Below are 17,597 nucleotides of genomic sequence, written 5' to 3' on the forward strand. Positions count from 1 at the left end.
CACCTTAACTCTGTATATATTCTCTTAAACGTGAAGCCAGCGCGTGAAGATATGGGACCTGTTCCGATGCGTTCGCTTCAAAATGAGAAAGTTGCTGCACCAGCGCGTTATAGTCCTCTTCAAAACTCGCCCGCTTTTCGTCCTGCCAGGTATCCCCGAGGGCACCAAAGCTATGATTCAAACCGTTAACCGCTTCATTCAACGTGTCGATGAACTGCGTCAGAGACTGTGCGAAACGATCAAGTTCATCAGGATCGCCAATTGCCTGTGGCATGATTTACCTCCAAATTTTTGTTTACCAGTAACCTTCATCGTCGGATGAAGCAGCTGCATTTCCAGCTGTAGCCGACTTAACGCTGCCACCGTCCAGCTTGATCTCTGACGGAGCCGGTACCACGTTCGGGTTCTTGGACTGGGTACGCATGGTCACCGACATGGTCACACGCTGGAAAAACTCATGGAGCTGCCCGGCGTTTTCTGCATAGAAAAGATCATGGGCCGTGCCCTCGATAAAACGCTTCAGAACCGTCTCATCCGCATCATGCCCGATAGCCATTGCCATGCGATCGCACTTGGAAGAGCGACCTTCGGAGATGAAGTCAGCCATAGCTTGCTTCCAAATGTTGCCGTCAGTTGGCTGCCCATCTGAAACAAGTACGATAGTTGGGCGGTAGGCACGGGAAGGCGTAGTCTCTTTGTCCTCGATCATGGCCTTGGCCATCTTGAGGGCTGTGCCCATGGGTGTATCTCCATTTACCTGAAGGCCATGCCACTGAACTTGTGACGCCTTGGTAAAGGGAACATGCAGATCTACCTTACCGCCGAAAGTGATGACGGAAACAAGTATCTCCGTTTCCATCTTTTCTTCCTGAGCAAAGGTATCCAGCATATTCTCGACAGCCTTGTTAAGGTTATCGATTTTATCTCCGGACATACTGGAGCTGACATCCAGAAGCAGAACTACGGGAAGCGGTTTGGCGGTCGGGGTGGTGAACTTTTTGGGATCAAACATGGATCATCTTCCTGATTAATTAGCTGGTTTCAATTTCATACAATTCTCAATACTCGGGAAAAAACTCAGCAAGGTTTCTGCTCCCGATAAACACTTCGCAGACCAATCGACCCCGATCCACTTTGTAAGCGGTCCTGAGTTCAACCTGCTGCCCATTGATAAGCTTTGACAAAGCATCCTTCGATTTCTGACCTTTGGTGGTGTGCAATCCCCGCGTATTGTAACCAACGGGACGGACTCTGGTTCCGGTCTCACCGTTCCATTTCCAATCCGATGATGCCTCTAAGGTATTTTCATAGATAATTGAAGTGACTCTGAATGCTGACATCGTTGCTCCTTTTGCTTTTTCAACCAATTGCGTTTCTTTCTGAACTTGGTCTTTAGCAATCAGCATGTCAAATAATTCAAAATTCCATAACATGCTGATATTGAACGTATTTAAAATCAGGTCGATGCATTTTATACCTCAGTTTAAAGTTTTCGTTTTGTCTGATTTAAAAACTTGATTTCATCCACTGATAACCAGCGATCATCTATATCTGTGCCATGTCTCATACTCCTTTGGGGGGTATTGCGTTTTGCCATGATCTCAACAGAGACAGGTAATGAATGCTTCAAATATAAAAACACCCAGTCTAATTTATTTTTAAAATACATTGAAATGAATACCAGATGTCAAATATTTTTTGTAGCGATCAACTAATTCAACAGTCCCCAATAGGTTGTTTTTGTTAAAACAGGTGGCAAACCTTGATTGTAACGATGTGGGCGAACAAAATTGTAATACATCACATAATCTCTAACATCACCTACAGCGTGGTTTAACATCAAATACCCGCCCTTTCATCCGCTCATATTTAAATCTGCGAAACCAGCGCTCCATCCGAGCATTATCCCGATGGCTCAGAGTCGGTTTCCAACCTACCACTTGTTTCTTGTAGAGATTCATCACCACCGTTAAATAGCACCAAATCCCATTGACTTTAAGATAGGTTGTATCGCCACAAAGCACCGTTGTTTTATCAGCATTTGGTGTAAACTCACGGTTCAAATGATTGGCAAAAATCTGTCCATTCTCTTTATTTCGAGGCTGCTTGCTGAATAATCCCTGCTGTTTCATTAATTTTCTGACCAAATATAGCCCAACAAAGATGCCTTTCCGTTTCAATAAATCTCTCAATGTCCGCTTGCCTGCCGAGCCTCGACTTTCGACAAATAGCGATTTGATTTCTACCGAAAGTGCGGTGTGTTTTTGTGGCATTTTTACCGCTTTACATTGGGCATAATAAGTACTTTCGGACACCTCAAACAGCGCACAAAGTCGTTTGATTCCGCGCGATTTTAACGTCGTGACGGCTTGGTATTTCGCCTCTCGAGAGACATTAAAATCGCGGTAGCCTTTTTTAGAATGAGCTTATCTTCTTCCAATTCTTTGATGCGTTTTTCCAACTTGTAAATGCGCTGTTATTCGGGGGAAATCGGTTTGCTGCCGGGTAAGATATAACCTTGATTCCCCGCGTCAACTTGGCTTATCCAACGACGCAATGCTGTTTCACCGATGCCTAATTCTCGGCAGGCTTGCGAAACCGAATAACCACGTTCTTGAATTAACCTAACCGCTTCAGCTTTGAACTCCGGGCTGAAAAAACGTCTTGCTCTTTTCATTATAAAATCCTCTTGTTGATGATAGTTTACCACCTATTGAGGACTGCGGGATTAGTGTACCACTACAGTTCATGAGGGTGTATAATAAATGACATCTTATGATAAAAAAAGAGTTAAAGAAAATAAACTTGACACACCCTCAATTTGTTGTTTTAGCTTCTCTTGCTTATCTATCGCAAAATGATAATGAAGTTACACAAGTTATGATTTCAAAACTTTCAGAGATAGATGTCGTGACGGTGTCTCAAATATTGAGCTTATTGGAAAAACATGATTTTGTGAAAAGAAAAGAACATTCAAGAGATACAAGAGCAAAAGTTGTTATTTTAAACAAAAAAGGAGAAGAGATATTACAAACAGCTGTTCTGTTAATTGAGCAAATTGATGAGTTATTTTTCGGAAAGTTGGATAACAACGAAGAACAATTTAAGCATTTTCTTGTTAGATTAAACAAAGAATAAGAATATTATTTATGGAGTTGTCAATTTTGATAGCTCCATACTACATTTGAAACTCAAAAATAGAGCATAGCTATAGAACAGAAATTTATTCAAGAGAATTATTTACACCAAAATATAGAAGTCCTCTGTTTTATTTTCAAAAAGTAAAACAGAGAACATAAATGGTTGGCTCTTGAAAGCAATGTGTAAAAATTTTACGTTAATATTGTAAAATATAATGATATAATTACTCTGTTATCGGGGTTATTTTTACGTATTTTTAAGAAAGTCATCAATATTTGATTGCAACAAGTTGAAATAATTAGATTTTTATTTTTTCATTCTTTCCTTATATAGAAACAACCGTTCTGACGTTTTGTCGCCGAATAAAGCCATAAAAGCAGCCTGCACTTTTCCAATGTTGAAAGTGCAGGCTGCTTTTTATCGCGGCTCAATGCTTATTTGGCTTTTTTTGCTGCTTGCTGTTCCAGCGATGTGAAACGTGCGGCCAGATATTCGTGTAGCAGGTCGCGTTTTTCCCAGAAGAATTTTTCAAATTTCGCCAGAGAATAAATCTTCTGTACCATTTTGGGGAAACCGGTGTGCAGGATGGCGGCCAGTTCGCGGCTTTGCTGTTCGTTGTCCATGGCGTTGCGCAGCGTGGTTTCATGGTCGGCCAGATATTGGTCGATTTGCTTTTTTACATAGTTGCTGATTTGAAATTGGTTGATGTTCATCGTTATTCCTTTGGGTTGAATCGATTGGCATGGTTGAAATAAGCCAGTTGTGTGCCAGTTTATCCAAAAAGCAGCCTGCATTCAAATTCGATACCTTTAATATTAAGGTGTGCAGGCTGCTTTCTCCGTTTATTTCTGTTCCACGCGTTTCAGCTCGCGCACACGCCAGCCCAGCAGATGTAGCGTGGCAAAATACAGCAGCACTGCCAAGCTGATAAACGCCGCTAAAATCCCGGCACGGTGATAGCCGCGCAGGCTGCCCCAGTCCACGGGGAAAAAAGACTGTGCGGCATAAAGTCCGCCCGCCATCACGCATAAGGCAATGCCGATGCGGAGCAGATAGCGCCGCCAGCCGGCACGGGGCGTGTAAAGTTCGCGGATACGTAGCATACTCAGCAGCAGCAGGGCGTTCACCCATGCACCCAATGCGGTGGCCAATGCCAGGCCGATGTGCTTCAAATTCCAGACCAGTATCAGATTGAACAACTGTGTGCATGCCAGCGAAATCAGTGCGATTTTGGTCGGTGTTTTCACATTTTTCTGCGCATAAAAGCCGGAAGCCAGAATGCGCGGCAGAATCATGGCGGGCAGCCCCACCGAATAGGCCAGCAGCGCGTAATGCGTCATTTGTGCATCGTGCACGCTGAATTGGCGGTACATAAACAGCGTTGCCACCAGCGGGAAACCCAGCACGGCCAGCCCCACCGCGGCAGGAAGAATCAGCAGCAGGCACAGGCGCAATCCCCAGTCGAGCAGGGCGGAAAATTCCGCTTGGCTGTTGGCGGAGGCATGTTTGGAAAGATTGGGCAGCAGGATGGTGGCCAACGCTGCGCCGATAACGCCGGAAGGCAGCTCCATCAAGCGGTCGGCATAATACATCCACGACACGCTGCCCACCGCCAAATAAGAAGCGAAAATCGTGTTAATCACCAGCGAAATCTGCGCCGCAGAAGAGCCGATAATGGAAGGCACCATTTGTTTTAAAATGCGGTTCACGGCGGCATCGCGGAAATCCAGCTTCGGCATTTTCAGAAAACCCAGCTTGAACAGCCAGGGCAGCTGGAACGACAACTGCAACACGCCGCCCGCCAGCACCGCCCAGCCCAGCGCCATAATGGGCGGGTCGAAATACGGCACCAAAAATACGGCAAAGACGATAAATGAAATATTCAGCAGAACCGGCGTGAACGCAGGAATGGAAAATTGGCTGTATGTATTCAGAATGCTGCCCACAAAAGACGACAGCGAAATGAGCAGGATATAAGGAAACACCACGCGCAGCAGCGATACGGCCAAATCAAAGCGTGTGCCGTCGTTCAGGCCGCTGGCCGTCAGCCAAATCACAACCGGCGCGGCCAAAACTCCAATCGCCGTCACAATGCACAGGACAAACGACAGCATCCCCGCCACATGCTGCACCAACCGCTGCGTATTTTCGGGCGACTGGTTTTGCCGATATTCCGCCAGCACCGGCACAAATGCCTGTGAGAACGCACCTTCGGCAAAAATGCGGCGCAAAAGATTGGGCAGGCGGAAAGCCACCACAAAAGCATCCATTGCCGCGCCCGCGCCGAAAACGCGCGCCACCACCGCATCACGGATAAAGCCCAACACGCGCGAAAGCATCGTCATGCTGCTCAGCCGCGCCAAAACCGCCAGTAAATTCATGGTCTGCCTGTCCAAATATAAAGGCGCGAAGTTTAACATGAAAAGATACGGCCGATTAAATCAGTCTCAGGATTTCGATGGTTGGTTTCTTATATTATAGGTGGGCACGAGAAAGTGCAGGCTGCCTTGGTTGGCGGGATAAAATTGAGGGCAAGGGTATTTATTGTTGCGGCAGGAAGTTTTATATCTGCTAAAATTGCCGTAACAAGGCCATAAAAAGCAGCCTGCACCTTAATTATGTGTCAAAAAAACAACACAAAATACGCTGCCAAAGAAAACTGTATTATTTTTGCAACATATAATAAAGAGCAGATAAAACATTGGTTTACGTTAAAATAAAATACCAAAAAAAGTAAATCCAACGTAAATGCCCGTTGCAAACACTTGTGTAACCCACATGAATATCGCTATATTACACCCACAACGCCAGACCCAGTTGTTTGGCAAGTGAAGTAAGTTTTTACAACAGTTGGCGAAAGCCAATCCCTTTTTCAACAAGTAAAAGGAACTTGAACATGAAAAAAACCTTAATTGCAGTAGCATTGGCTACTTTGTCTGCAACTTCAATGGCAGACGTAATCCTGTACGGCCAAATCAAAGGCGGTGTAGAATTTTCTAAAATCAAAGATGTTGACGGTACTGTAACTCAAATCGTTGACTACGGTTCACGTATCGGTTTCAAAGGTCACGAAGACTTGGGCAATGGCCTGCAAGCTATCTGGCAATTGGAACAAAAAGTGAACATTGGTGGTGGTAATGGTTCTCAAACAATTACTCTGCCTGGTGGTGCTGGTACAGTAAACGCTTCTACAGCGAGCGGCTTCGGTACTCGTGACTCTTTCATCGGTTTGCGCGGTAACTTTGGTCAAGTAACTGTTGGTTACCAACACAACGCCATTGGCTACACTAACGACAAACTGGACATTTGGGAATATAACAATGAATATGCCGGTTTGGGTGTGTTCACTCGCGCAACTGCATTGAACAAACGTTCTACCAGCGTTCGTTATGTCAGCCCAGACTTCGGTGGTTTCACAGTTGAAGGTTCCGTAACTCCTAGCGACAACAACAATGGTGCGGATGCTAGCAATCCTGATACTTACTCTAACGCCAGCAAATCCATCTACTCTTTGGGCTTGCACTACAAAAATGCTGGTTTCTTTGCTGACGTAGCTGGTGGTTATGCTAACAAAGCTGCAACAACTACGAATGGTACTAAACCTGGTCATCAAATCGTTGCCCAAGTGGGTTACGATGCACAACCTTGGTTCGCAGGTGTTGCTTACCAAAACACTAAACGTGCAGAACTTGCAGACAGCGTATTTGCAGATGCGAAAACTGTAAACGAAGTAGCTGGTACTGTTGCATACAATGTAACTGAACCACTGCGTGTTAAAGCTTCTGTTGGTTACGGCTTCGGTATCAAAGAAGAAGACGGCACTAAATTGTTCGGTAACGGTCGCTACATCCAAGGTGTAGTAGGTGCTGACTACGCATTGTCTAAACGTACTCAAGCAAATGCTCAAGTTGGTTACGTTCAAGCTGGTAGCGGTGATGAGAAATTCCGCGCTGGTACTTTAAGCGTTGGCTTGAAACACAAATTCTAATTTAGCATTTAGCTAATCTAATCCCACCAAGTTTTGCTTGGTGGGATTTTTCATTTACTCATTCCCCATTGCCATCAATCTCTAAAAAGCAGCCTGCAAATTTGAATTCGCCAATATGTTAGAATAGCGTTTTGGATTCAAAAGCAGCCTGCACTTTCATGAACGCTATTCCCTACATCCCTCTTCGCGCCCATTCCGAGTTTTCCATCACAGACGGCATTATCCGCGTTGGAGAACTGGCAAAAACCGCCGCTGAATACGGCTATCCTGCCGTGGCATTGACCGATTTAATGAACACGTTCGGCCTGCTCAAGTTTTACAAGGCCTGCCGCAAAGCCGGGGTGAAGCCGATTTTGGGTGCGGAAGTCCGTATTGCCAATCCAAAGCAGCCTGCACAGCCGTTCCGTGCCTTGCTGTTGATTCGCAACCATTCGGGATACGTGCGTTTGGGCGAGTTGCTGACATTGGCGCATACTGACGAATACCGCGATTTGATAGCACCGCAGTTGCAGGAAGAATGGCTGGCGGAAGGCGACAATTCGGGTTTGATTTGCCTGTCGGGCGCGCAGTGGGGTGAAATCGGCCAGGCATTGCTGGCGGGGCATGAAGAGCAGGCATTGCAGGCTGCACAAAAATATGCGGCGTGGTTTGAACAGGCGTTTTATTTGGAAGTGCAGCGTTTGCCGGATAAGCCGGAATGGGAAACGGTGGTGGCGGGCAGCGTGCGCTTGGCGGAGCAGCTGGATTTGCCGGTGGTGGCGACCCATGCGACCCAGTTTTTGCAGCGCGAAGACTTCACGGCGCACGATGCCCGGGTGTGCATTGCCGGCGGCTGGGTGCTGGCGGACGACAAGCGGCCGCATGATTTTTCCGACAGCCAGTATTTCGCGCACCCTGAAGAAATGGCGGAGCGTTTTGCCGATTTGCCGGCTGCATTGGCCAATTCGCTGGAAATTGCCAAACGCTGCAATGTGGAATTGGAATTGGGCAAGAATTTCCTGCCGGATTTCCCCACGCCAGAAGGCATGCCGCTGAATGATTATTTGTGCGTGCTGGCCAATCAGGGTTTGCGCGAACGCATGGAAGTGCTGTATCCCGACGAAGCGGAGCGTAATGCGAAAATGCCCGAATATCAGGCACGGCTGGATTTCGAGTTACAGACGATTATCCAGATGGGTTTCCCGGGCTACTTCCTGATTGTGCAGGACTTTATCAACTGGGCGAAGCAGAACGGCTGCCCTGTGGGGCCGGGCCGCGGTTCGGGCGCGGGCTCACTGGTGGCGTATGCATTGAAGATTACCGACCTTGACCCGTTGAAATACGCGCTGCTGTTCGAGCGTTTCCTGAACCCCGAACGCGTTTCCATGCCCGACTTCGATATCGATTTCTGCCAAGCCAACCGCGGCCGCGTGATTGAATATGTACGCGAAAAATACGGTAAAGAAGCGGTCAGCCAAATCGTGACGTTCGGCACGCTGTCGTCCAAAGCGGTGATTCGCGATGTGGGGCGCGTGCTGCAATTACCGTTCGGCCTGTGCGACCGTTTGTCCAAACTGGTGCCTGTGGAAGCCAACAAACCGCTAGGGTTGCAGGCTGCTTTGGAAGCCGAACCCGAAATCCGCACGTTGATTGAAGCGGAAGAAGCCGAAGAATTATTGACGCTGGCGCTGAAACTGGAAGATTTGACGCGCAATTTGGGCATGCACGCGGGCGGCGTATTGATTGCGCCGGGGCGGATTGCCGATTTCTGCGGCGTGTATCAGGCGGATGAGCATTCGTCGCCCGTTTCGATGTACGACAAAGGCGACGTGGAAGAAATCGGCTTGGTCAAATTTGACTTTTTGGGTCTGCGCAACCTGACCATTATCGAAATGGCGCAGCAATTCATCCGCCAAACGCGTGGCGAAGACATTGACGTGAACCGCATTGCGCTGGACGACCAGGCGGCGTACCAAATTTTCCGCGATGCCAACACCACCGCCGTCTTCCAGTTCGAATCCAGCGGCATGAAGCAGATGCTGAAAACGGCGCACACCACGAAATTTGAAGAGCTGATTGCGTTTGTATCGCTATACCGCCCCGGTCCGATGGAGAACATTCCCGATTTTGTGGCGCGGATGAAAGGCGCGAAATTCGAATATATGCACCCGTTGCTCGAACCCGTGCTGGAACCGACCTACGGCATTATGGTGTATCAAGAACAGGTCATGCAGGCTGCACAGGTGATTGGCGGCTATTCGCTGGGTGGTGCGGACTTGCTGCGCCGTGCCATGGGTAAGAAAAAACCCGAAGAAATGGTGAAGCACCGCGAGATTTTTGCCGAAGGGGCGGCCAAACAGAATATCGACCGCGCCAAAGCCGATGAAATTTTCGATTACATGGAAAAATTTGCGGGATACGGCTTCAACAAATCGCACGCGGCGGCTTATGCGTATGTGTCGTACCAAACCGCGTGGCTCAAAGCGCATTATCCGGCCGAATTCATGGCGGCTACCATGTCCAGCGAATTGGACAATACCGACCAGCTCAAAGTCTTTTTTGACGATGCACAGCGCCCCGTGAACGGCATCCGCTTCCTGCCGCCCGACATCAACCAGTCCTTCTACCGCTTCATCCCGAATGCGAACAACGAAATCCGCTACGCATTGGGCGCGATTAAAGGCACGGGCGAGGCGGTGGTGAACCAGATTGTGGCCGAGCGCGAAGCAAACGGCGCGTTCACGGGCTTGCTGGATTTTTGCGAACGCATGGGCAAGCACATCAACCGCCGTTCGGTGGAAGCCCTGATTCGCGGCGGCGCATTCGACGCGCTCGAACCCAACCGCGCCATGCTGCTGGCCAATGTGGATTTGGCGCTGCAAAACGCCGAGCAGAAACACCAATCGGCCAACCAAGGCGGCTTGTTCGATATGTTTGACGATGTGATTGACGACATCCAAATGCAGCCTGCACCCGCTTGGAGCGAAGCCGTGCAGCTGGCCGAAGAAAAAACCGCCATCGGCTTTTATTTGAGCGGACACCCGTTCTCGCCATACCGCGAAGAAGTGCGCCGTGTTGCCCCCGTATCGTTGGCAAAATTGAGCGAACAGGACGGCACGCAGCGTGTTGCCGGTTTCGCCACCTCCATCCGCAGCATCATGACCAAGCGCGGCAAAATGCTCGCCATCATGCTGGAAGACGACGAAGCCAAACAGGAAGTGTTGGTGCAGGGCGACATTTTGGCCGAATTGCCGCGCGAAGTGTTGCAGGCCGACCAAATCCTGATTTGCGACTGCCGCGTGTACCGCAACGAATCCGGCGAACTGCGGCTCAATGCCAATACTGTGCGCACGCTGAACCAGGCACGCGTCGCATACGCAGACTGCTTAACGCTGACATTGCAGCCTGCACACGATATCGATGCGCTGGCACAGCTATTGCTGCCGCATACCCAGATGGAAGAAGAACGCCGTATCGGGCTGCGCTTCCGTTATCAAAACGAACGCGCATACGGCGAACTACTGCCCGCGCCGCAATGGAGAATCGCACTGACCGAACCGCTGCTGGCGGCCTTGGCACATTTGCTGGGCGATAAAGCCATCAGCATCGATTGATGGTTTTTATGCCCTAAAAAGCAGCCTGCATCCCTTTTGCGCCTATTCCGAGTCCAGTATTTCCCAGTCTTGTTCTCTGATTTCAATGTCTTGAGGAAATATCTGGCCGCGCGTTTGTTTGCTGTCGAACACGCGCAGGAATTCCGCCATTTCCTCCGGCGTTATCGGGCTGTGGCTCAAATCATCGGGTGAAAAGCCTGGCGCATAAGGTTCGGCCGCTGCAAAAGCAGCCTGCACAAACAAATCGGCGCGTTCCTGTTGGAATTTTTGCCATGATTCAAACAGCAAAGTTACCAACGCGGGATTGTGTTCGCAAAAGGCAGAAAGCTGCTGCGGCGAGGCTTGCAGCAGCCAGGACAAAGGTGTTGGAGTATTCATAAAACCACCGTGTTAAATTTTGGAAAATCGCAACAAAAATCAAGCAAAATTGTAAGAGTTTGTATGTAAAGCTGTTGATTGTGTAGATATGATGTTAAACTCACAAATTATTATATGTCGCCTTCCGGGCAACAATATCATAATAAGGAAGAAAACAGAATGAAAAAATCGTTTGATTTTTGTGTGAAGGGGGTTGTATGGATGACCCGATAATGTTGGGACTGATTGCCATTTTGGTGATTGCAGTCGGCGTTGTTGCGATAATGGCCAGCCGAAAAAAAGCCGGTGCCGCCCAGTCGAACGACAAAACAAAACGCACTTCATCGAAAGCCAGAAGAGCGGCGGCCGTTGAAGCGGAAGATGACGAAGACCAGGAAGAGCAGGAAAATCTGGACTGGGGTGTCGTTAAGAGCGCAAACGTGGTGGATGACACCAAGGTTTCTGTGCAGGACGTTGATGCCTTAACGGAATTTAATGTATACAAACAATTCGGCTATTATGAGAAAGCAGCCGAATCGCTGTCGGACTATCTGGAGAAAACCAAAAAAGCAGATACGTCTTTGGTTTCGGAATTGGTCGGCCTGTGGATTGAGGCCAAAAATCCCGATGCCGTTAACGATGCGTTGATGAAATACCAATCGCTGTTGAATAGAGAACAGATGGAAGGCTTTATTAAAGCCGGTTTGGCATTGGATCCGAACCATCTGGGCTTACGTGTGTTGGCGGAAAACAGCTTGGGTTGGAACGTGAAAAAAACCGCCGAGGAGATTGGCGAAAAAACGATTTCCCAAGCGCCGGAAGTTCCCAAAAAACAAGCACCTTCGTTCAAGAAGAAAACCCGCGATATTGCGCAAGATACAGCACCGCATCAACCGTTGGTTTTGGGCAATGCTGCGCTTAAAGGCATCAACAATGATGAAAAAGGTGCGGTTTTGGCCTTTATGGAGCCGGAGCAGGGTGTGAAATTGCTTAAAGATTCTTTGAGTTATGATGCGGCAACCAAATATTTGAACATGGCGATTCGCCGGTCAAGAAAACCTGCGTCTTTGCTGATTGATGCACTGACTTTGGATTATCGTGCCAAAAACATCAACGGCTTTGCTGGCCATCTGTGGAATTTGTATTACAGCCTTGGTCAATATGGTCGTCAGGTTAAGGAAAGAATGCTGGGTTGGGGGTATAGCCTTGGCCAGCATCCGGTGTTTGAACAGCTGGAATCCAACCCTAATGAACTTGCCTTAAAAGAAATAGGGATGCAGCAGGGATTTCTGGATGGCGGTAGTTTGAAGAAAGCTCGCTATCAGGCACTGGTTTCAGAGAAAGTTGAAGTCAATAAAGAACCGCGTACAGCAGTTGAGCGTATTCTGAAAGAAGTAGATTCGTTGCTGATGTACGGACAATTGGAAAGCGCGATGGAGTTGCTGGAGCAATCCATTACAGAACATCCGCAAGAATCGCAGTTGTATATTGTATTGTTTGATTTGTATGAGCGCGCCGAAGAATGGGGTCGTTTGGAGGATATGTTGGTAGACTTGCGTTCACAAGTACAAACATTGCCAGAGGAAGTGGTGTTGGCTATGAGCCAATTGCTGCAACGGTTTAATAATGGTTCATTTGGACATTGAAAATAATGATAAATAATAATTTACCACAAGTGAAAACGGTGAAGTTGTTGTTTGTTGCAGTAGATGAACAACAGCAAGCTATGTTCAATATGGCGTTCAAGATGCACAACACGACCAACTATCAGGTGGTGGATGCTGCATCTGGCGAGAAACCCGAATTGGTAATTGTTGATGGTGATACATCGGCAGGTGTTACAGCTTGGCATAAGGCCAAAGGTGTTTATGAGGGTAGTGTGGTTGTGTTTTTCTCAAAATCACCACCTCCTGTAACCGCGCCATATTTGTCTAAACCTATCAAATTCGATACGCTGTTCTTAAGTTTGCGTAACTTGATGCAGGGCAATGGTGTGTGGGTTGTTAATTCTTCCAGTTCATCCGCCCATTCATCTACCACACCTGCTGCGCGAACAGCTGGAACGGCGACTACTCATAGTCCTGTTTCGCATCACCGCGCGAGTGAAATCACGATTCCACGTTTTGATCCAAACGTGGGTTTGTTGGGGGCGTTTAGAGAAGTGCTTGCCCAACAACGCAACGCCGCTATTTTGATCGATGACAAACCGGTTTTGGCTGTTTTTTCCAATATCCAGCAAGTTTGGGTTGCGGTAGATTCCGAGCAATTAAAAGCATACTGCCGACAAGGTCATGTCAATGTTAAAATTAAACAAATTCCTGATGACAGTAATGTTCAGGAACGCGTTAATGCAACAGTTACGTCATGCATGTGGCAAGTTGGCCTTTGGACTGCGAACGGTCGTTTGGTTCAGCCGATTAACCCAAATACGGTATTTAAATTAAAAAGCTGGCCCAATTTGACACGATTGGCCCCAGTGCCGGAGTCTATGCGGTTGTCTGCTTTCTTGACCAAAACAGCAGTCAGCTTAAATATGCTGTATAAATTGATGCCATTAGAGATGGCTGATATTTTGAATTATATTGCGGCTACTTATTTGACAGATTACTTGGAAATTACGCAACAGGTGAAAGAAGATACGGCAAACGGACATTCTGCCACTCAAGCAACTGTGAGTACGCATACTCACGCTGCCCAGCGTTCCGAACAAGAGCAGGCTGCACAACCTCAGCAAGCGCAAAAATCAGGTGGCTTACTTGGTCGCTTAATGAAGAAACTGTTGAATAAATAATGAAATAAGGTGTTTGCTATTATGATAGAAAATAAAATTATTTTTACGGGGCCTGTGGGCGTTGGTAAAACAACGGCGATTGCCGCGCTGTCTGATGAACCGCCGGTACAAACTGATGCTAGCGCATCTGATATGACGGCTGTGCGTAAAGGTTATACCACGGTAGCGATGGATTATGGTCTTATTCAATTGGATGAAAATACAAAAATCCACCTTTACGGTACCCCTGGACAAGAGCGTTTTGACTTCATGTGGGATATTTTGAGTCAGGGCAGTATGGGTTTGATTTTGCTGCTGGATAATACGCGTGGCAATCCATTGAAAGACTTGAAATTCTTCTTGGATTCATTTGCGGACTTGCTGAAAACAGCTCCCGTAGTTGTCGGCGTTACGAAAATGGATATTCGTGCGGTGCCTGGTGTTGAAGTGTATCAAAAGTATTTGGCACAGCATGGCTTGAATGTTCCTGTTTTCGAAATTGATGCGCGTAACGAAGATGATGTAAAACAATTGGTAACAGCAATGCTGTTCCAGATTGACCCACGCCTAGAGGTATAATATGGAATCGACTCTTTCCTTACAAACCAATTTATATCCACATATCACACCTGCGGGCGCATTTTATGCCATTGCAAATAAAAGCAGCAGCGCCAGCCGAACTCTATTGGCCAATATTCTGAGTTCTGGACGCAGTGAGCCGATTACGCCGGAAAAATTGCTGCAATGGGCGGAAACTGATGATTTGGATACTGCGCTGAATTTGTTGTACCGCCTTCAGCGATTGGAGTTTTTGTATGGTGCTGAAACACCTGTGGAATTTCCAAAATTGGACGATGATACGTTGGTTAATCTGCTGTCGCATATGTCGGATAGCCAAAAAGCATTGCTGATTGACCAAGATGGTTTCTATTTTGCTAACTCTGGTTTTAATCACGAAGCGGCAGAAGAGGTGGCTATTTTGGCGAGTGAAGCGATTCGGTTGTCTGAACGTCATGCGCTTTTGATTAAAAACAATTTGAATATTTATCAAAATGCATGGGGTTTGTGTGACCCCACTGGCCAGAGCGAACTAACATTCTTCCCGATTTATATCAATGATGCCAAGTATATTTTGGTGACGGGTGGAACGCCGCAGTTGCATAAAGAGGCTTTCGTTTCTTTGGTTTACGCGCTCTATCAAACGGCGGATGCTGCCGCGAGCTTAGGCACAACATTTTAAAAAATAGGAAATAGAAAAAATGCATGAACAACTTTTAACTTCTGTACTCAGTGATTTAAATCGCTCATCTATAGATATTACCGCTTCTGCCGTAATTTCCACCGATGGTCTGCCTATTGCCCACATCTTGCCCAATAATGTTGATGCCGACCGCGTTGGTGCGATGTCTGCCGCTTTGTTGGCGTTGGGTAACCGGACGATTCATGAATTGTTGTGCGGCGAATTGGAACAGGTTATCGTGAAAGGCACGGCCGGTTATACTTTGCTTATCCAAGCGGGTGGCTCTCACGTTCTGTGCTTAACTGCAAAAGAAAGTGCGAAACTGGGCTTGATTTTGTTGGATGCCCGTCGCGCGGCACGCAGCGTTGTGGATATCACTAAATAATATTTGACGGTATTCTGAAAACGTGGTTTAATCGCCAACTCATTTGGCCAGATAGCTCAGTTGGTAGAGCAACGGATTGAAAATCCGTGTGTCGGCAGTTCGATCCTGCCTCTGGCCACCAGACAACAGCCCAAGCATTTATTTTGCTTGGGCTGATTTTTATGCGCAGACATTACAAATATCAAGGTGCAGGCTGCTTTTCGATGTCAAACTGGTCGTTAAAAAGCAGCCTGCACTTCATGTAACCGGCTCCCAATAATCTACATATAGTTGCAATTCTTCGTTGCCGCGCCACTCGTTCACCGTTGGCCGGTACACGATATGGATTTTCTCCGGCAAAGAGACATCGCACCGCCAAAACATCGCTTCAAATTCGCGGCCTTCTTTGCGTAGCCATGCTTTGGTGTGCTTCTTGTCCGCACCCATCGGCTGTTGGCGCAGCACGGAAAACTCATCGTGAAACGAAGGAGCAGGGAAACCTTGCCCCCAAACCTGTCCGTTCAGTAAATGTGCGTGTTCCAGTGTAATATCGCTGGCGTGCAGGTTGCCATCGGTCAAATAGGTCTGCGCCAAAGTGTCTTCATCCACCCATTCACGTACCACCTGCTCGAAAATCGTACAAAATTCTTCAAACCGATGTGCATGCATGGTCAGGCCGGCTGCCATCGCATGGCCGCCAAATTTGATAATCATATCGGGGCAGCGTTTGGCGACGCTGTCCAGCACATCGCGCAAATGCACGCCGGTAATCGAACGGCCTGAGCCACGGATTTCGCCGTCATCCGAAGGCGCAAAGACAAATGTCGGGCGATAAAAGCGCTCTTTCAGGCGGCTGGCGACAATGCCGACCACGCCTTGGTGGAAATCTTCGTGAAAGACCGCCAGTGTGGTTTGCTGCTCCGGCAATTCGCTCGGACATAAGGCCAACACGTTTTGCAGCATATCCTGTTCGATTTCTTGGCGGGTTTGGTTTAATTGATTGAGTTCATGAGCCATTTGCTGTGCGCTGTCCAAATTGTCGGACAAGAGGCAATGAATCCCCAGGCTCATGTCGTCCAAACGGCCGGCCGCGTTAATGCGTGGTCCCAACGCGAAACCCATATCGAATGGCTGTGCTTTGCGTGCGTCGCGCCGAGCCTCTTGGAACAGGGCCTGTATGCCGAACGACATTTTGCCTGCGCGGATGCGTTTCAGCCCTTGCGACACCAAAATCCGATTGTTGTGGTCGAGCGGCACGACATCGGCCACCGTACCTAACGCCACCAAGTCCAATAGCAAATCCAGTTTGGGTTCCGGCAATCCTGCATGAAACCAGCCGCGCTGGCGCAATTCGGCACGCAGGGCAATCAGCACGTAAAAGATTACGCCGACACCCGCCAGATTTTTACTGGGAAAGGTACAACCGCGCTGGTTGGGGTTCACAATCAAACAGTTGGGCACATGAGAACCAGCGTGGTGGTGGTCGGTCACAATGGTGTCGATGCCCCATTGCCGTGCACGCTCCACGCCGTCGTGGCTGGAAATGCCGTTATCCACGGTCAGAATCAGTTGTGCACCCAAATCATGCGCGATGTCTGCCAATTCGGGTGTCAGCCCGTAGCCGTGTTCGAAGCGGTTGGGCACAAAAAAATCAACCGTTGCGCCCATGCTTTGCAAACCTTTGATGCCGACAGAGCAGGCGGTTGCACCATCGGCATCATAATCGGCAATAATCAGGATTTTTTCATTCTGTTCGATAGCCTGGGCCAAACGTTGGGCGGCGGCGACACAGTTGGTTAGCTGGGTGTAGGGGATGAGACGGTTCAGGGCATCATCCAGTTCATCAGCGGAATGCACCTGGCGGGACGCATAAAGTTGCGCCAATAAGGGCGGCGCCCCTTTTTCCTGAAGAGCTTGTTGAATAGCGTTATCAATCTCGCGTGTTGCAATATGTTTGACCAAAGCCATAGTTTAAAAAGCAGCCTGTACAATAAAAATCACGATATTCGCACCGACAAAAGCGAAATGCAAGTGTTTAAACATCATGAATTCAATGTGCAGGCTGCTTTTTTGTATATCAAATCAATGTGGGCATTTATAATCCGACAAAAAACGTCAGTCCATCCGTCGAAATGCCCCAAAAC

Annotated in this window: 17 protein-coding genes and 1 tRNA gene; 9 read left to right on the forward strand and 9 right to left on the reverse strand. The window is 48.0% G+C overall.

What is annotated here, in order from left to right:
• Positions 1-4: 4 nt before the first annotated feature.
• The 5 genes from HMPREF9098_RS08135 to HMPREF9098_RS11525 all read right to left on the reverse strand — a co-directional run bounded on the left by HMPREF9098_RS08135 (position 5) and on the right by HMPREF9098_RS11525 (position 2,677).
• Positions 5-274, reverse strand: coding sequence for a WXG100 family type VII secretion target (locus HMPREF9098_RS08135; RefSeq protein WP_003783778.1), 270 nt, complete (start codon positions 272-274; stop codon positions 5-7).
• Between the two features lie 21 nt (positions 275-295).
• Entirely contained in the window at positions 296-1,012 is a 717-nt protein-coding gene (locus tag HMPREF9098_RS08140) for a vWA domain-containing protein (RefSeq protein ID WP_003783780.1), read from the reverse strand.
• Positions 1,013-1,058: 46 nt separating this feature from the next.
• Positions 1,059-1,406: a thermonuclease family protein gene (locus HMPREF9098_RS08145; protein WP_198489558.1), complete on the reverse strand. Its 348-nt coding sequence runs from the start codon at positions 1,404-1,406 to the stop codon at positions 1,059-1,061.
• 411 nt (positions 1,407-1,817) lie between these two features.
• Complete coding sequence (locus tag HMPREF9098_RS08150; RefSeq protein WP_003783785.1) at positions 1,818-2,273, reverse strand: IS3 family transposase; 456 nt, start codon at positions 2,271-2,273, stop codon at positions 1,818-1,820.
• Between the two features lie 203 nt (positions 2,274-2,476).
• On the reverse strand, positions 2,477-2,677 hold the full coding sequence (locus HMPREF9098_RS11525; protein ID WP_003783788.1) for an IS3 family transposase: 201 nt from the start codon (positions 2,675-2,677) through the stop codon (positions 2,477-2,479).
• Between the two features lie 98 nt (positions 2,678-2,775).
• Between HMPREF9098_RS11525 and HMPREF9098_RS08155 the strand changes: the two genes are divergently transcribed.
• Positions 2,776-3,138, forward strand: a complete 363-nt coding sequence (locus HMPREF9098_RS08155) for a MarR family winged helix-turn-helix transcriptional regulator (RefSeq protein WP_003783789.1) — start codon at positions 2,776-2,778, stop codon at positions 3,136-3,138.
• Positions 3,139-3,575: 437 nt separating this feature from the next.
• Here HMPREF9098_RS08155 and HMPREF9098_RS08160 read toward each other — a convergent pair whose 3' ends face one another.
• Together HMPREF9098_RS08160 and murJ are read right to left on the reverse strand one after the other, a co-directional pair.
• A complete protein-coding gene (locus tag HMPREF9098_RS08160) occupies positions 3,576-3,854 on the reverse strand; it encodes a hypothetical protein (RefSeq protein WP_040564378.1) in 279 nt (92 codons plus the stop codon).
• Between the two features lie 129 nt (positions 3,855-3,983).
• Positions 3,984-5,522, reverse strand: coding sequence for a murein biosynthesis integral membrane protein MurJ (gene murJ, locus HMPREF9098_RS08165; RefSeq protein WP_040564871.1), 1,539 nt, complete (start codon positions 5,520-5,522; stop codon positions 3,984-3,986).
• Between the two features lie 515 nt (positions 5,523-6,037).
• Here murJ and HMPREF9098_RS08170 point away from each other — a divergent pair.
• Both HMPREF9098_RS08170 and dnaE read left to right on the forward strand, forming a co-directional pair.
• A complete protein-coding gene (locus HMPREF9098_RS08170; RefSeq protein ID WP_040564379.1) occupies positions 6,038-7,129 on the forward strand; it encodes a porin in 1,092 nt (363 codons plus the stop codon).
• 158 nt (positions 7,130-7,287) lie between these two features.
• On the forward strand, positions 7,288-10,722 hold the full coding sequence (dnaE, locus tag HMPREF9098_RS08175; protein ID WP_040564380.1) for a DNA polymerase III subunit alpha: 3,435 nt from the start codon (positions 7,288-7,290) through the stop codon (positions 10,720-10,722).
• Between the two features lie 42 nt (positions 10,723-10,764).
• On the opposite strand, the gene HMPREF9098_RS08180 is transcribed toward dnaE, so the two are convergent.
• Positions 10,765-11,100, reverse strand: coding sequence for a hypothetical protein (locus tag HMPREF9098_RS08180; protein ID WP_003783797.1), 336 nt, complete (start codon positions 11,098-11,100; stop codon positions 10,765-10,767).
• Between the two features lie 197 nt (positions 11,101-11,297).
• Here HMPREF9098_RS08180 and HMPREF9098_RS08185 point away from each other — a divergent pair, with 197 nt between their 5' ends.
• The 6 genes from HMPREF9098_RS08185 to HMPREF9098_RS08210 all read left to right on the forward strand — a co-directional run bounded on the left by HMPREF9098_RS08185 (position 11,298) and on the right by HMPREF9098_RS08210 (position 15,595).
• Positions 11,298-12,725, forward strand: coding sequence for a hypothetical protein (locus HMPREF9098_RS08185; RefSeq protein ID WP_003783798.1), 1,428 nt, complete (start codon positions 11,298-11,300; stop codon positions 12,723-12,725).
• 8 nt (positions 12,726-12,733) lie between these two features.
• On the forward strand, positions 12,734-13,870 hold the full coding sequence (locus HMPREF9098_RS08190) for a hypothetical protein (protein WP_040564873.1): 1,137 nt from the start codon (positions 12,734-12,736) through the stop codon (positions 13,868-13,870).
• 21 nt (positions 13,871-13,891) lie between these two features.
• Positions 13,892-14,428 (forward strand): GTP-binding protein, encoded by a 537-nt coding sequence (locus HMPREF9098_RS08195; RefSeq protein ID WP_003783800.1) that lies wholly within the window; start codon positions 13,892-13,894, stop codon positions 14,426-14,428.
• Position 14,429: 1 nt separating this feature from the next.
• Positions 14,430-15,089 carry a hypothetical protein gene (locus HMPREF9098_RS08200; protein ID WP_003783801.1) on the forward strand — a complete coding sequence of 220 codons (660 nt, stop codon included), beginning with the start codon at positions 14,430-14,432 and terminating at the stop codon, positions 15,087-15,089.
• A gap of 19 nt (positions 15,090-15,108) precedes the next feature.
• Positions 15,109-15,474 (forward strand): roadblock/LC7 domain-containing protein, encoded by a 366-nt coding sequence (locus HMPREF9098_RS08205; RefSeq protein ID WP_003783802.1) that lies wholly within the window; start codon positions 15,109-15,111, stop codon positions 15,472-15,474.
• A 45-nt stretch (positions 15,475-15,519) separates the two neighbouring features.
• A tRNA-Phe gene (locus HMPREF9098_RS08210) sits at positions 15,520-15,595 on the forward strand.
• 116 nt (positions 15,596-15,711) lie between these two features.
• On the opposite strand, the gene recJ is transcribed toward HMPREF9098_RS08210, so the two are convergent.
• Positions 15,712-17,421, reverse strand: coding sequence for a single-stranded-DNA-specific exonuclease RecJ (recJ, locus tag HMPREF9098_RS08215; protein WP_003783803.1), 1,710 nt, complete (start codon positions 17,419-17,421; stop codon positions 15,712-15,714).
• Positions 17,422-17,597: the final 176 nt, after the last annotated feature.

It is taken from the genome of Kingella denitrificans ATCC 33394 (genome assembly GCF_000190695.1).
GTDB classification, from domain to species: Bacteria; Pseudomonadota; Gammaproteobacteria; order Burkholderiales; family Neisseriaceae; genus Kingella_A; species Kingella_A denitrificans.